Source organism: Cellulosimicrobium cellulans (genome assembly GCF_016907755.1).
In the GTDB taxonomy this organism is placed as follows: Bacteria; Actinomycetota; Actinomycetes; order Actinomycetales; family Cellulomonadaceae; genus Cellulosimicrobium; species Cellulosimicrobium cellulans_D.
Genome location: NZ_JAFBCN010000001.1, coordinates 424,320 through 438,212, shown reverse-complemented (window position 1 = coordinate 438,212; position 13,893 = coordinate 424,320). Strand labels below are relative to the sequence as shown.

Genomic DNA, 13,893 nt, shown 5'->3' with positions numbered 1-13,893 from the left:
ACGGGTGCCGATCATCGAAGGATGAGCACACCTGGGGGGACCCCGGCACCGGGGTGGTACGACGACGGGACGGGTACCGGCACGCAGCGGTACTGGGACGGCTCGGGGTGGACCGAGCAGACTGCCCCCGCAGCAGGTGCGCCACCCGGCGGGACCGGCGGAGCGACCGCGCCGGGCGGGACCGGATGGGCGACCGCGCCAGGCGGGACCGGCGGGGCGGCGCACTTCTCCGCTCCCCCGCAGACGGCGGTCGAGCCACCGGCGACGAAGCCGCACCCGCTGGGCTGGGTCGCCCTCGCCGTCGCCGTGGTCGGCTTCGTGTTCGCGTGCGTCCCCGGCGCGCTCATCGTCGGGTGGGTGCTCCTGCCGGTCGCGTTCGTCCTCGCGATCGTCGGCTTCTTCCTCCGGGGCAAGAAGTGGCCGGTGATCACGGCGCTCGTGCTCTCCGTCGTCGGGACGGTCGTGGGCTTCGTCGTGTTCCTCACGGTGGTGAGCGACTCCGTCGACGAGGCGTTCGGCGACTCCGACGTCTCGGTCTCCCCTCCTGAGTCCGAGGAGACGGACACCGGGAGCGAGGGCACCGAGAACGCCGAAGCACCCGATCCCGAGCCGGAGGAGGCCGACGACGAACCCGGGAGCCGCGAGAACCCGGTGCCGCTGGGCACCGTCGTGAGCGGCGACGACTTCGACGTCACGATCAACTCGGTCCAGCTCGACGCGACGGACGCCGTGATGGCGGCCAACGAGTTCAACGAGCCGCCGCCCGAGGGATCCACCTACGCCCTGATCAACGCGACCGTCGCGTACACGGGCGAGGAGTCGGGGTTTGCGATGGAGGTCACCATCGACTACGTCACGAGCACGGGCGAGGTCCTCGGCTCGTACGACTCGTTCGCCGTCGTGCCGGAGCCAGAGCTGGGTCTCGACGAGCTGTACAACGGCGGCACGACGACCGGCAACGTCGTCATCGCCGTCCCCGCGGGCGACGCCGGCCTGGTCCGCGTGACACCTGGGCTGTTCGCCGACGAGGTGTTCGTCGTGGCCCAGTAGCCGCTCCGCGCGACCACAGCTCTACCTCGGCCAACCACGGCTCTACCTCGCGCCACCACGGTTCTCCCCAGGCAGCACCGGGGGGCGGTAGGCCGGGCCGGCGAAGTGGTGCAGGGCGGTGTCGAGGTCGCGCGCGACGGGGACGTCGAGGTCGGCCGTGAACGGGACGGACGACAGCAGGCGCTCGTGCGTGAACGGCTCGGGGAGCACCAGGCGGGCGAGCGGCGCGGGGCGACCGGCGTCGTCGGTCTCGGCACGCGGGCACCACAGCAGCGAGAGGGTGACCGAGCTGGCGGGGCCCTTGGGCATGAGGTGGGTGCTCGCGGGCCGGACGGCGTCGACGTGGACCGCGACGGCCTCCAGGTCTGCCCAGTCGAGCCGCAGGGTGCCGGCGCCGAGCGACAGTCCGTCGGGGCCGACGGTCATGGTCTGTCGTGGCGCCCGCACGAAGGCCCGGACGGTCAAGACACCCAGCCCGCCGAGGAACGCGACGACGACGGTCAGGAGCACCACCGCGACCGCGACGGACACCCGCACCGACTCCGGGTAGAGCACGACCTGGCGCACCACGAGCACGGCCGCGGCCATCAGCGCGAGCCCGAGGACGAGGACGAATGGCCGTCGCTCCGCGAGCCGCAGGACGAGCGGCCGGTCGCCGTCGGGCCTCCAGGTCCCCGGCTCGGGCGGACCGTCGGGGCGGGTGGGCACCGTGCTCACGGCCGGACGTCGCGGGAGAGCCGCTCGCGCACCTGGACGACGTGCGGCGCGGCGGCGGGCGCCGGATCGAGGTTCCTGTCCGGGCCGGTGCAGACCTCGGCGGTGGCGAGCGGCGTCGCGGTCATGAACGCATGATCGCGCGCCGGGCCGCGGGAGGCGAACCCGGGCGTCGTCGTCGCCGCACACGCGGCGGGCGGTCACGAGCCGGGCTCGCGACCGCCCGTGGCGGGTCGTGCGCGGTTCACGCGCCGACGGTCTCGCTCGCGCGCGCCGGTTCGCCGGCCGCGGCGCGGGGCGGCGTGCGGAGCAGCACCGCGCTGAGGAGCGCCGCGACGAGCGCGATGACCCCGGCCCCGAGGAAGACTGCCGAGTACCCCTCGGTGAGCGCGACGAGGTCGTCGCTCGCGGTCGCCCCGAACGCCGCTCCGACGGCCGTCATCGCGGCGAGCCCGAGCGCGGAGCCCACCTGGTAGCTCGTGTTGACGATCCCGGACGCGAGGCCGCCGTCCTGCGGCGGGGCGCTGGAGATCGCGGTGCCGAGCGACGGGATGAAGGCGAGCGACATGCCGAGCGCCGCGACGAGCGTCGCGGGCAGCACGTCGACGGCGTACGCGCCGTCGGGCCGGACGAACGAGAGCCACCCGAGACCGACCGCGAGGACGAGCAGGCCGGAGACGACGAGCGCCTTGCTGCCCCAGCGCGCGATGAGGCGCGGGGCGAGCGCGACCATCCCGACCATGACGAGCGCGGTCATCGGCACGAGCGCGGCGCCCGACGCGAACGCCCCGAGCCCGAGGACCTGCTGGAGGTACAGGTTGAGGTAGAACCACATGGCGACCCAGGCGGCGCCGAGCAGCGCCTGGGCGAGGTTGGCCGCGCCGAGGTTGGGCGTCCGGAAGATCCGCAGCGGCACGAGCGGCTGGCTGCGCCGCGCCTGGCTGACGACGAACCCGGCGAGCAGCAGGAGCGCCGCGCCGAGCACGAGCCAGGTCTGCACCGCTCCCCACCCGACCTCGGGGGCTCGCACGACCGCGAAGACGAGGGCGCCGAGGCCCGCCGTGACGGTGAGCGCGCCGACGACGTCGACGGACCCGCGGGTCCGCGACCCGGCAGGGAGCAGGACCCGCGTGACGGCGAGCACGAGGACCGCGATCGGCACGTTGATCCAGAACACCCACGGCCAGCTCGCGTACTCGGTGATGAGTCCGCCGAGGAAGACGCCGGCGGTGCCGCCCGCGGGTGCCGCGGCACCGTAGACAGCGAGCGCCCGGGTGAGCTCGCGCGGGCTGGATCCGAAGATCGACATCAGCAGGGTGAGCGCGGCGGGGGCGACCAGTGCCGCGCCTGCGCCCTGGACGATGCGGCCGACGAGCTCGACGGCGACGCTGTCGGCCGCCCCGGCGACGACGGACCCGACCAGGAGCACCGCCCAGCCGATCGTGAAGACGCGGCGCGCGCCGAAGAGGTCGGCGAGCCGGCCGCCGAGAAGCAGGAGGCCGGCGAACGCGACGACGTAGGCGTTGAAGACCCACGACAGGTTGCCCGGCGAGAAGCCGAGGTCCTCCTGGATGCGTGGGAGGGCCACCCCGATGATCGAGGTGTCCATGATGACCATGAACTGTGCGGTGGCGATGAGCCCGAGGGCCCACCCCCGCCTCGATGCGTCCGACATCGAGCGTCCTCCTCCGGGCCCCGTCGGCCCCGTCCCGCCGCCAGGAACGGCGGCTCGTGTGACGACGGCGATCCGTCGCCAAATACCCCATGGGGGTATCTGGCGGTGAAGGTACTATACCGGTAGGGGGTATGCAAGGGTCGCGTTCCGGGCGGTCAGCCCACGAACACGCAGAACGGGTGCCCGGCCGGGTCGGCGTAGACGCGCAGCGGCTCGTCCGGGTCGTCCGACCGGTCGTGGAGCAGGCGCGCCCCGAGCGCGAGGGCGCGCTCGTGCTGCCGGTCGAGCTCCGCGACGTCCGCCACGGTGCAGTCGAGGTGGAGCTGCTGCGGCACGCCGTCGTCCGGCCACGTCGACGGCGGGAGCATGCCGACCTGCTGGAACGCGAGCTGGACCCCGCCCGGCGCGGCGCGCAGCACGAGCCAGTCCGCACCCGCCGGGTCCGGCTCGCCCGCGGGTGGCGGCTCGTCGCCCGCGCGGTACTCGAGCCCGAACAGCGCGCGGTAGAACTCCGCGAGCGCACGGGCGTCGGTCGTGTCGAGCACGACCTGGGCGATCCGGGGGAACACGTCGGCCACGGCGACCACCTCCGCTCGCCACCGTCACGCGGTACGGGGGCGCTCGCAAGCAGGTCGACGCCGGGCGCGGGAGGATGGGCCGGTGCGAAGGCCGACGACCATCCCGCAGGAGGCGACGTGACCGACCAGGACGCGCGGCTCGCGCGGCACGTCGCCGAGGCGGCGGACGCCTGGCTCCGCGACCCGCTCGACGCGGGCGTGTACCGACGCCTCGTCGACGCGACGCTCGCATGGCGTGCGGGCGGCGGCCGCGTGGTGCCGAGCACGACGGCGGCGCCCGCCCCGTTCCCCACCGACGCCCCGCGAGCCGTGACCGGCGCCGCGGCGGTGACCGGCGAGGCCGACGACCCGGACGACGACGCCCGCTACCTCCGCCCCGAGCGCGCGCCGCGCGCGGTGGGCAGCACGCTCGCGGACGTCGCGAGCATGCTGCGCGCGCGGGCGACCGCCGCCACGCCGGAGAGCAAGACCCCGACAGTGGACCCGCAAGAACGCGACGACCACACCTGACCGGGACGTAGGGTGAGGGCATGACGCGCGTCCTCGTCACCGGTGCCGACGGCGGCATCGGCCGCGCGACGGTGCGCCACCTCCTCGACCGCGGGTACGAGGTCACGGCGCTGTCCACCGCGTTCGAACACCCGTGCCCCGCCGACCGGGCCGTCGTCGGAGACGCCCGCTCCGCGGAGGACGTGGGCCGCGGGCTCGAGGACGCGGACGCCGTCGTGCACCTCGCGGCGATCCCGCACCCGAACCTGGGCACCCCGCTCGAGGTGTACGCGACCAACACGACCGCGACCTGGGCCGTGCTCTCGCTCGCGGGCGAGCAGGGCGTGCGGCGCGCAGTGATCGCGAGCAGCATCAACGCGTTCGGGGTCCCGATGAACCCGCACGACGTGCACCCCGCGTACTACCCCCTCGACGAGGACGCGCCCGCCGACGTCGCCGACGCGTACTCGCTCTCGAAGCAGGCGGACGAGGGCGCGGCCCGGGCCGCGTGGCGGCGGTGGGGCATCGACGTCGTCGCGCTGCGCTTCCCGCACGTGCGCGACGCCGCCGGCCTCCGGGAGACCGCGGCCGCCGTCGCCCGCGACCCGCGCGTCATGGCGCGCGAGGGCTGGGCCTACCTGGACCTGCGCGACGCGGCGGGAGCGATCGAGGCCGGGCTGACGGCCGACCTCACGGGCGCGCACGTCGTCGGGCTCGCCGCGGACGACACGCTCCTGGACACCCCGACCCCGGAGCTCCTCGCCCGGTACGCGCCCGGCGTTCCCCTCACCTGCGCGATCGGACCGCGCGACGGCCTCGTCGACACGCGCCGCGCGCGCGAGCTGCTCGGCTTCCGCCCGCGACACTCCCTCCACCGCCCCGCCGACCGAACCACCTCGGAGACCCCGTGACCGACGCCCCGCTCAGCACCGTCCACCCCGTCGACCCGGCGTTCGCGAACCCGTGGCCCGCGCGCGACGGCACGCGCATCACCGGCGTGCGCGCGATCGTCACCGCGCCGGACGGCATCCCGCTCGTCGTCGTGCGCGTCGACACGAACGTGCCCGGCCTGTACGGGCTGGGCTGCGCGACGTACACGCAGCGCTGGCACGCCGTGGCCGCGTACGTGGAGCAGCACCTCGAGCGGATCGTCGTCGGCCGCTACCCGGGCGACATCGGCGACCTGGTGCGGCTCGCGCGGCTCGCGCCGTACTGGCGCGAGGGCCCGGTGGGGAACAACGCGATCTCCGGCCTCGACATGGCGCTGTGGGACATCGCCGGCAAGCGTGCGGGCATGCCGGTCCACGAGCTGCTCGGCGGGAAGGTGCGCGACGCCGCCGACACCTACCTGCACGCGAGCGGGCGCACGGTCGAGGAGACGATCGACGACGCGGCGCGGATCGTCGACGCCGGGTGGCGGCACGTGCGCATCCAGACCGGCCAGCCGGGCCTCGGGCACTACGGCACGCCCGTCGACCCCGAGCCCGGATACCCCGCCGCGCCGAACCCCCACGGGTGGAGCGTCGAGGAGTACCTGCGCCGCACGCCGCGCCTCTTCGCGGCGGCGCGCGAGGCGCTGGGCGAGCAGGTCGAGCTGCTGCACGACGTGCACTCGCGCCTCACGCCCAAGCAGGCCGTGATGCTCGCCCGGGCCCTCGAGCCGTACCGCCCGTTCTTCCTCGAGGACGTCCTTGCGCCCGAGCACTGGGACCGCCTGCCCGAGGTGCGCGCCGCCTCGCCGGTGCCGATCGCGGTCGGCGAGCTCGCAACGTCGTTCCCCGACGCCGCGCGGCTCGTCCTGGGCGGCGGCGTCGACCTGATCCGGTGCCACATCAGCGCGATCGGCGGACTTAGCGCGGGCCGGGCCCTCGCGACGGCCGCCGAGATGGTCGGGGTGCGCACGGCCTGGCACGCGCCGGGCGACACGTCGCCGGTGGGCGCGGCGGCGAACGTCGCGCTCGACGTCACGTCGACCGCGTTCGGCATCCAGGAGGGCCACGTGTACTCCGACGCCGTGCACGAGGTCTTCCCCGGCACGCTGCGGATCACCGACGGGTGGCTGCGCCCGCACGACGCGCCGGGCTTCGGCGTCGACCTCGACGAGCGCGCCGCGGCCCGCTACCCGGCGGACCTCGCCGGCCACGACGCGTGGGCCGCGGGGGTCCGTGCGCCCGACGGCGGCCTGGTCGCCCCCTGACGGCAGGTCACCCGGCGGCGCACGTCGGGGTCGGGGGCTCGCCCGCCAGGCGCGCCTCGGTCCACCGCACGAGGTCCGGGGCGAGCGGGGAGTCGGCCTGCACGAGCCCGACGTGGTCCCGCCCCGGGTACGTGCGGTAGTCGACCGGCTGCCCGGCGGCGCACCGCGCGCCGACGTACGCCTCCTGCGCCGTGGGCAGGATCAGCGTGTCGGACGCCCCCTGGGCGACGAGCAGGGGCGCGGTGATCGCACCGGTCGGCACGTTCTCAGCCAGGCGTTCGCCCAGCGGGCCGGTCGTGGGGTCGGTCGTCCACAGGGGCTGGTCCATCGACAGGGCCTCCGCGACGGAGACGAGCGCGCCCGGCTCCGACAGGCAGCGCGACGCCATCTCCCGCACGACGAACCGCGCACCGGGCCGGACGTACCCGGCCGCGTCGCTGTCCGGGTAGATCGCGTCGTACGCCTCCACGACGAACGACGCGAAGACGCTGCCGCCCGTGACGTTCTCCAGGTGGGAGACCAGGCCCGTGAGGTCGCTCGCGGGCGCGAGCGCGGCGACGCCCGCGAGGGGGACGTCGGGCGCGTACTCCGGGGCGACGGCCCCGGTCCACAGCGCGGCGTGGCCGCCCTGCGAGTGTCCCCAGACGACGGTCTGCTCTCCGAGCGTCGCGCCGTCCAGCTCGCGCGCGGCGCGGACCGCGTCGAGGACGGACCGCGCCTCGCCCTGGCCGACGAGGTAGGGGTGCGGGCCGTCGGTCCCCAGGCCTACGTAGTCCGTGGCGACGAGCGCCCAGCCGTGCGCGAGGACGTCGTCGAGCAGGAAGAACGCGCCCGACTCGAACGGCTCGGCGAGGACGGACGGCGCGCACCCGCGCGCGTAGCCCGTCGTGCCGTGCGCCCACGCGATCACGGGAGGCGCGGCGGCGGCGTCCCCGACGGCGTCCGGCACGACGACGATCCCGCTCGCCACGGACGGCTCCCCCTCGTCGCGGGTCGTCGTGTAGAGGATGCGCCACGCCGTCGCGCCGTCGGGGATCTCGCGCGTGAACGGCTCCGCGCGCACGAGCCGGCCGGGCTCGCCCGGGACGGACGCGGGCGGGTCGTAGAACGCGTCGACCTGCGGCGCCGCCCGATGCAGACCGACGCTCACGACCGCGAGCCCCCCGGCCGCGACGACGGCGAGCACCGCGCCGACGAGCGCGACCCGACCGTGGCGGCGGGGCCCCGACGGGTCGGGTCCTGCGGGCGCGCCGCCCGCGCCGACGGTCCGGGCGCGCGCCGACCCCGGCTGCGCGCGGGCGCGGCGGACCCCGGAGACGACGAGTCGGACACCGAGGACCACGACGCGGACACCGAAGACGACGGCGACGACGAGGACCGTGACGTCCGGCCACGCGAGAGCCAGGACGCCCAGCACCACCGAGGCCACGCCGAGCGCCAGGCGCGTCCAGCGGTCGGCGCCGAACGACCGGAACCCCTCGAACCCGTCCAGGACGCCCGCGACGACGAGCCCGACGCCGACGAGGACCGCGACGACGACGATCGACGGCGCCGGCCAGACGACGACCGCGACCGCGAGCGCCAGGAACACCAGGCCGCGCGCGACGTGCGGCCAGCCCGGGGCCCGCGGTGCGTCGGGTGCCCCGGGACGGGACTCGTCCGCACGGTCGGGCGACCGCCCGCCGACGAGCTCCGTGACGCCGAGGACGACGGCTCCGACGACGACCGCGACCACCAGGAGCGCGAGCGAGGCGAACGGGCGCAGGACGAGTCCCGCGCCGACGAGCGTGCACACGACGCCGAGCGTGACGGAGACCCACGGCGGAACCCTCTCCGCCGCCGCGGCGGCGGACGCACGCATCCTGGCTCCGAGTCGACTCACGCCGCGAACGTACCGGGAGCGGTGCCGCTCCGCGCGGCGGCCGTCGTCGACGCCCGGCGCGTGGTGGCGACTCAGGCCGGCGGTGCGGCCTCGTGCGCGGGGCGCAGGTCGGTGCGCGAGAAGTCGTCCCCGACGTACAGGAGTCGGTCCCGTGTCGCCGCCGCCAGCGCGTAGGAGAAGCAGTCTCCGAGGTTGAGCCGTGCCGGGTGCCCGCTCCCTCGGCCGAACTCGCGGTACGCCTCGCGGGCGATCTCGGCGTGCTCGGCCGTGAACGGCTCGACCTCGATCCCGTAGAGCTCCAGGAGGGCGTCGAGCCGGCGGCGCTGCGCCGGGGACGACCGGTTGTCCAGGACGGCGTAGAGCTCGACGAGGGTCGGGGCGGCCATGCGCGGACGGCTGGCCGCGAGCAGGATCTCGGAGAGCGTGTCGGCGCCCGGCTCGTCCAGGACGATGGCGACGAGCGCGGACGTGTCGACGATCACCGAGGGAGACCGCTCTCGTCGTAGAGCGACGCCTCCGCGGCACGCACGCTCTCGACGTCGAGGTCGACGCGGATCTCGTCGAGGAGCCGGGCGATCTCGGCGCGTCGGGCGGCGACGGCCTCGTCGCCCCTCGACCGGGACTCGAGCACCTCGTCGAGACGGCGCTGGACCGCGTCCTCGATCGCGCTCGTCTGCGACTGGCCCGTGGTCTCCGCGAGCCGGCGTACGAGCGCGTGCGTGCGCTCGTTCTTGATGTTGAGGCTCATGGGCACCCTTCCACCGTGGCAGAACCTCTCGTCTACCCAGGGTAGATACTCCAGCCCGTCGATGTCCATGGCTCGCGCTCCGCCGACCGACGGGCAGGACTCCTGACGCAAGAAATAGACGAACGACCGCAATATCACTACAGAGTCTTGTGCTCGCAACGACGGCGCTCTAGTGTTCGGCACGAACGACCCTGCGCGGAGGTGCGACCGTGCAGCGGGCCGGAGGGTCAGCACGCCCTCCGGTGAGCACGGAGGCGGACGCCTCCCGAGAGAAGACGGGTCAACGATGATTCGCAGCACGAACCACCCCGCGGCACGGCGACGCGCCCGGGTCGCGACCGCCACGGCCGTCGCCCTCACGCTCGTGGCGGGCACCGCGTCGTCGGCCCTCGCCCACGGCAAGCCCCAGCCCCCGGCCCCCGCGGTCGTGACGCGCGCCGCCGTCGACCCGGCGCTCGTCGAGGGTCGCGGGGCCGCCGTCCCGTTCCTCGAGCAGGAGGCCGAGAACGCTGTGACGACCGGGACCGTCATCGGCCCCGGTCGTGACGCGTACACGATCGAGGCCGAGGCGTCGGGACGCTCGGCCGTCCGCCTCACGGCGGGCCAGAACGTGGAGTTCACGCTTCCCGCCGACGCCAACGCGATCACGGTCCGGTACTCGATCCCCGACGCCCCCACCGGCGGCGGGATCACCTCGCCCCTCGACGTGTCGGTCCTGCGCCAGGGCAAGAAGGTCGGGCTCGACCGGCGCATGACGCTCACGTCCGCCTATTCCTACCTGTACAACCAGTACCCGTTCACGAACGACCCGACGGCGGGCCTCCTCCAGCCCGGCTGGTGGGTCGCCGAGTGCGCGTGCGTCCCCGCGGAGACGACACCGACCCCGACGTTCGACACGCCCTTCCGGCCCATGAAGTTCTACGACGAGCAGCGTCTGCTGCTGGGCCAGACGTACAAGAAGGGCGACGTCGTCCGCCTCACGGTGCCCACGCGCGGCGCCGCGGAGTGGACCGTGGTCGACCTGCTCGACTCCGAGAAGGTCGCGCCCCCGAAGGTGCGCCTCCTCGCCGCGAACGCGCTGCTCTTCGGTGCGGACCCCACGGGCCGGCGCGACTCCGCCGACGCGCTCGACAAGGCGATCGCGTTCGCCAAGAAGCACCGGCTCGAGGTCTACGTCCCGCCGGGGATCTACCAGGTGAACCGGCACGTCCTCGTCGACGGCGTGACCATCCAGGGCGCCGGGAGCTGGTACACGATCTTCACGGGCAAGGAGGTCGCGCTCGACGCGCCGGCGCCCGACGGCTCCGTGCACACCGGCGTCGGGTTCTACGGGAGGTACGCGGACGAGGGCGGCAGCACGAACGTGCACCTGCGCGACTTCGCGATCGTCGGGGACGTGCGCGAGCGCGTCGACACCGACCAGGTCAACGGCGTCGGCGGCGCGCTGAGCTCCTCGTCGATCTCCGGCCTGTACATCCAGCACACCAAGGTCGGGCTGTGGTTCGACGGGCCGATGGACGACCTGCGCGTGGAGAACACCGTCGTCGTCGACCAGATCGCCGACGCGCTGAACTTCCACGGGGGCGTGACGAACTCGGTCGTGCGGAACGTCTTCGTCCGGAACACCGGCGACGACGGCCTCGCCATGTGGTCGGAGAAGGTCGCCAACGCCGGCAACGTGTTCGAGAACAACACGATCCAGTCGAACACCCTGGCCAACGGCATCGCGGTCTACGGCGGCACGGACAACACGGTGCGCGCGAACCTCGTCGCAGACCCCGTGCGCGAGGGCAGCGGGCTCCACGTCGGGTCGCGGTTCGGCGCCGAGCCGTTCGCGGGTCGCCTCGACCTCACCGACAACACCGCAGTGCGCGCGGGCACGCTCGAGCTCAACTGGAACATCGGGCTCGGCGCGATCTGGTTCTACGCGCTCGACCGCGACATCGACGCCGACGTCCGGGTCACCGGCGACCACTACCTCGACAGCACCTACAACGCGATCATGCTGGTCTCCGACTGGGGCGTGAAGGACCAGGTCGCCATCGAGGGCGTCGCGTTCAAGGACGTCCGGGTCGACGGCACCGGCACCTCCGTGGTGAGCGCGCGCGTGCGGGGCGGCGCGTCGTTCGAGAACGTCGACGCGCGCAACGTGGGCTGGGCGGGCGTGAACAACTGCGGCGCGTTCAACTTCCCCGACGGCGGCACCGAGTTCACGCTCACCGACCTCGGCGGCAACGACGGCACGTCGCTCAGCCCGTGGGAGCCCGGCACCGTGAACTGGCTCGGCCGGTTCGTACCGAACGCGCCGAGCTGCAACGACCGCCCGCCGGTCGTCGCTCCCCCGGCCCCGTCGCCCTGGGTCCAGCCGGTCGGCTGACCCCACCCCGCTGAGTGCATGAAATAGTCGCGGTCGGATCGATTCGGCCGCGACTATTTCGTGCACTCACGCGGTGGGCGGGCCGGTAGGGTCCTCCGGTGATCCTCGGACCGGACGACGACGTCGTCACGCGCCTCGGGCGCGTGCCGCGGCGGATCGCCGTGGCCGGGGTGTCCGGTTCCGGGAAGACGACGCTCGCTCGCCGGCTCGGGGAGCGGCTCGGGATCCCGCACACCGAGCTCGACGCGCTGCACCACGGGCCGGCGTGGACGCCACGGCCCGCTTTCCTCGACGACGTCCGTGCGCTCGTCGCGCAGGCCGCGTTCGTCACCGAGTGGCAGTACACGACGGCGCGACCGCTCGTCCTCGCGCGGGCGGAGGTTCTCGTGTGGCTCGACCTGCCGACGCACGTGACGATGCGGCAGGTGGTCGTGCGGACGCTGCGCCGGTCCGTCCGGCGCGAGGTGCTGTGGAACGGCAACGTCGAGCCGCCGCTGTGGCGCACCTGGTACAAGGCGCCGGACGAGAACATCGTCCGGTGGGCCTGGACGACGCGCCACAAGTACCGCGACCTCCCGGCGGAGGTCGCACGGGACGCCCCGGACGTGCTCGTCGTCCGGCTCCGGTCGCGGTGCGAGATCGAGCGCTGGCTCGCCGCGCTCCCGGTCGTCGACGGCGCCTGACGACACCTCACGACGCCGGCACGGGGTACCGGTCAGACCGCTGTCAGACCGCCTCGGCGGCCACCTGGCGCGCGAGCTCCTCGACGATCCGCACGTCGGCGTCGAGCCACGGCACGGTCAGCCAGCTCCCGGCGTCGAGCCAGGTCAGCTCGTCGTGCTCCACGAGCGGCTGCGGCTCACCGGCGGTGATCCGGGCGAACCACAGGCGCATGACGTGGCGGTCCGTGATGATCCACGTCCCGTGGTCGGGCCCCACGAGCTCGTCACCGAGCTCGACGGCGACGCCCAGCTCCTCGCGCAGCTCGCGGTGCAGCGCCTGCGTCGGGGTCTCACCGGGGTCGACCTTGCCCCCGGGGAACTCCCACCGACCTGCGAGGTGCGACGGACGGGACCGGCGCGCGCTGAGCAGGAGCCGCGGAGCGACGAGATCGTCGACGATCGCCGCGGCCACCACCAGTCTGCGCAGAGTCATACGCGGAGTGTCGCACGGCGTCGTGTCGTGCGGGTGACGCGGTCACGCCTCCGGCTCGCCATGGTGGACGAGCCGGCGGTCAGCGCAGGCCAGCCGCCCGTGCCCAGGCCACGGCCTCGGCGCGGGTCGAGACACCGAGCTTGCGGTAGAGGCTGCGGACCTGCGACTTGACCGTGTTGCGCGTGACGAAGAGCTTGGTGGCGATCTGCTCGAGCGTGACGTCCTCAGACAGGTTGGACAGGACGACCCGCTCGCGGCGGGTCAGCGGGGCGATCGGTGTGCCGATCAGCTCCGACGGGGCCGCCATGGGGCGGACCAGCTCGATGGTGCTCATGTTCTCCTCCAGTGGCTCTCCGGGCACGTCATCCCCACGTGGCGAGTTCCGGTGTGTTGCTACAAGAAGAGATGGACCAAGGTCCCGTTCATGACGCGACTTTTCACCCCGAGATCTGACCGCTCGTCAGAAGCCGGTCGAGTCCCCGTCACGCGGGCAGGTCTTCGCAGGTCAGAGGGCTTTTCCGGAGACACGGAACCGGCGCCGGACAGCGCGGTGGAAGGGCTCCACGCGCCACCTGACGCCGGTTCGCTCGTGTGATCTGCGTCACACTTTGTCGTGCAGATCAGCTCCCGACGTGCGCCGCGTACTGGTCCGGGGTGAGCAGGTCGCCCGTCTCCACCACGTCGACCTTGAAGAGCCAGCCGTCGGTGTACGGGTCGGAGTTGACGACGGCCGGGTCGTCGATCGCGGCCTGGTTCACCTCGACGACGGTGCCCGTGACGGGCGAGAAGAGCTCCGACACGGACTTGGTGGACTCCACCTCGCCGATGACGCTGCCCGCGGTCACCTCGGAGCCCACCTCCGGCAGCTCCAGGTAGACGATGTCGCCGAGGGCCTCGGCGGCCGTCGCCGTGATGCCGACGACGGCCGGGCTCGAGCCGTCGATCCACTCGTGCTCCGCCGTGTACTGCAGGTGGGCCGGGAACTGGGCCTCGGTCATGGGGTTCTCCTTCGAGCTCTTCGGGACGAC

The 13,893-nt window shown here is 73.9% G+C and carries 16 protein-coding genes; 6 read left to right on the top strand and 10 right to left on the bottom strand.

The window, feature by feature from the left end; translation table 11 throughout:
• Positions 1-21 precede the first annotated feature (21 nt).
• Entirely contained in the window at positions 22-1,050 is a 1,029-nt protein-coding gene (locus JOE63_RS01925) for a DUF2510 domain-containing protein (RefSeq protein ID WP_087470501.1), read from the top strand.
• A 42-nt stretch (positions 1,051-1,092) separates the two neighbouring features.
• Here JOE63_RS01925 and JOE63_RS01920 read toward each other — a convergent pair whose 3' ends face one another.
• The 4 genes from JOE63_RS01920 to JOE63_RS01910 form a co-directional block, all read right to left on the bottom strand.
• Positions 1,093-1,767, bottom strand: coding sequence for a hypothetical protein (locus JOE63_RS01920; RefSeq protein WP_087470500.1), 675 nt, complete (start codon positions 1,765-1,767; stop codon positions 1,093-1,095).
• Complete coding sequence (locus tag JOE63_RS21300; RefSeq protein ID WP_275582754.1) at positions 1,764-1,892, bottom strand: hypothetical protein; 129 nt, start codon at positions 1,890-1,892, stop codon at positions 1,764-1,766. Before JOE63_RS21300 ends, JOE63_RS01920 begins: the two co-directional genes overlap by 4 nt.
• Positions 1,893-2,008: 116 nt before the next feature.
• Complete coding sequence (locus tag JOE63_RS01915; RefSeq protein ID WP_204538667.1) at positions 2,009-3,439, bottom strand: MFS transporter; 1,431 nt, start codon at positions 3,437-3,439, stop codon at positions 2,009-2,011.
• A 155-nt stretch (positions 3,440-3,594) separates the two neighbouring features.
• Positions 3,595-4,017 (bottom strand): VOC family protein, encoded by a 423-nt coding sequence (locus JOE63_RS01910; RefSeq protein WP_087472644.1) that lies wholly within the window; start codon positions 4,015-4,017, stop codon positions 3,595-3,597.
• A gap of 117 nt (positions 4,018-4,134) precedes the next feature.
• Here JOE63_RS01910 and JOE63_RS01905 point away from each other — a divergent pair, with 117 nt between their 5' ends.
• The 3 genes from JOE63_RS01905 to JOE63_RS01895 are packed head-to-tail and all read left to right on the top strand — an operon-like array spanning position 4,135 to position 6,703.
• Positions 4,135-4,527 (top strand): hypothetical protein, encoded by a 393-nt coding sequence (locus JOE63_RS01905; protein ID WP_087470498.1) that lies wholly within the window; start codon positions 4,135-4,137, stop codon positions 4,525-4,527.
• A 20-nt stretch (positions 4,528-4,547) separates the two neighbouring features.
• Entirely contained in the window at positions 4,548-5,417 is an 870-nt protein-coding gene (locus JOE63_RS01900; RefSeq protein ID WP_204538664.1) for an NAD-dependent epimerase/dehydratase family protein, read from the top strand.
• Positions 5,414-6,703 carry an enolase C-terminal domain-like protein gene (locus tag JOE63_RS01895; protein ID WP_087470496.1) on the top strand — a complete coding sequence of 430 codons (1,290 nt, stop codon included), beginning with the start codon at positions 5,414-5,416 and terminating at the stop codon, positions 6,701-6,703. Before JOE63_RS01900 ends, JOE63_RS01895 begins: the two co-directional genes overlap by 4 nt.
• Before the next feature lie 7 nt (positions 6,704-6,710).
• On the opposite strand, the gene JOE63_RS01890 is transcribed toward JOE63_RS01895, so the two are convergent.
• The 3 genes from JOE63_RS01890 to JOE63_RS01880 all read right to left on the bottom strand — a co-directional run bounded on the left by JOE63_RS01890 (position 6,711) and on the right by JOE63_RS01880 (position 9,333).
• Positions 6,711-8,585: a lipase family protein gene (locus JOE63_RS01890; RefSeq protein ID WP_307839898.1), complete on the bottom strand. Its 1,875-nt coding sequence runs from the start codon at positions 8,583-8,585 to the stop codon at positions 6,711-6,713.
• A 71-nt stretch (positions 8,586-8,656) separates the two neighbouring features.
• Positions 8,657-9,067, bottom strand: coding sequence for a type II toxin-antitoxin system VapC family toxin (locus JOE63_RS01885; RefSeq protein WP_204538661.1), 411 nt, complete (start codon positions 9,065-9,067; stop codon positions 8,657-8,659).
• A complete protein-coding gene (locus JOE63_RS01880) occupies positions 9,064-9,333 on the bottom strand; it encodes a type II toxin-antitoxin system VapB family antitoxin (protein WP_087470493.1) in 270 nt (89 codons plus the stop codon). Before JOE63_RS01880 ends, JOE63_RS01885 begins: the two co-directional genes overlap by 4 nt.
• Before the next feature lie 286 nt (positions 9,334-9,619).
• Between JOE63_RS01880 and JOE63_RS01875 the strand changes: the two genes are divergently transcribed.
• Together JOE63_RS01875 and JOE63_RS01870 are read left to right on the top strand one after the other, a co-directional pair.
• Positions 9,620-11,710, top strand: coding sequence for a glycosyl hydrolase family 28-related protein (locus JOE63_RS01875; protein ID WP_204538659.1), 2,091 nt, complete (start codon positions 9,620-9,622; stop codon positions 11,708-11,710).
• Between the two features lie 98 nt (positions 11,711-11,808).
• Positions 11,809-12,393: an AAA family ATPase gene (locus JOE63_RS01870; protein ID WP_307839897.1), complete on the top strand. Its 585-nt coding sequence runs from the start codon at positions 11,809-11,811 to the stop codon at positions 12,391-12,393.
• A gap of 43 nt (positions 12,394-12,436) precedes the next feature.
• Here JOE63_RS01870 and JOE63_RS01865 read toward each other — a convergent pair whose 3' ends face one another.
• The 3 genes from JOE63_RS01865 to gcvH form a co-directional block, all read right to left on the bottom strand.
• Positions 12,437-12,865: a (deoxy)nucleoside triphosphate pyrophosphohydrolase gene (locus JOE63_RS01865; protein WP_087470491.1), complete on the bottom strand. Its 429-nt coding sequence runs from the start codon at positions 12,863-12,865 to the stop codon at positions 12,437-12,439.
• Positions 12,866-12,944: 79 nt separating this feature from the next.
• On the bottom strand, positions 12,945-13,199 hold the full coding sequence (locus JOE63_RS01860; RefSeq protein ID WP_087470490.1) for a helix-turn-helix domain-containing protein: 255 nt from the start codon (positions 13,197-13,199) through the stop codon (positions 12,945-12,947).
• Between the two features lie 286 nt (positions 13,200-13,485).
• Complete coding sequence (gene gcvH / locus JOE63_RS01855) at positions 13,486-13,863, bottom strand: glycine cleavage system protein GcvH (protein WP_087470489.1); 378 nt, start codon at positions 13,861-13,863, stop codon at positions 13,486-13,488.
• Positions 13,864-13,893 lie beyond the last annotated feature (30 nt).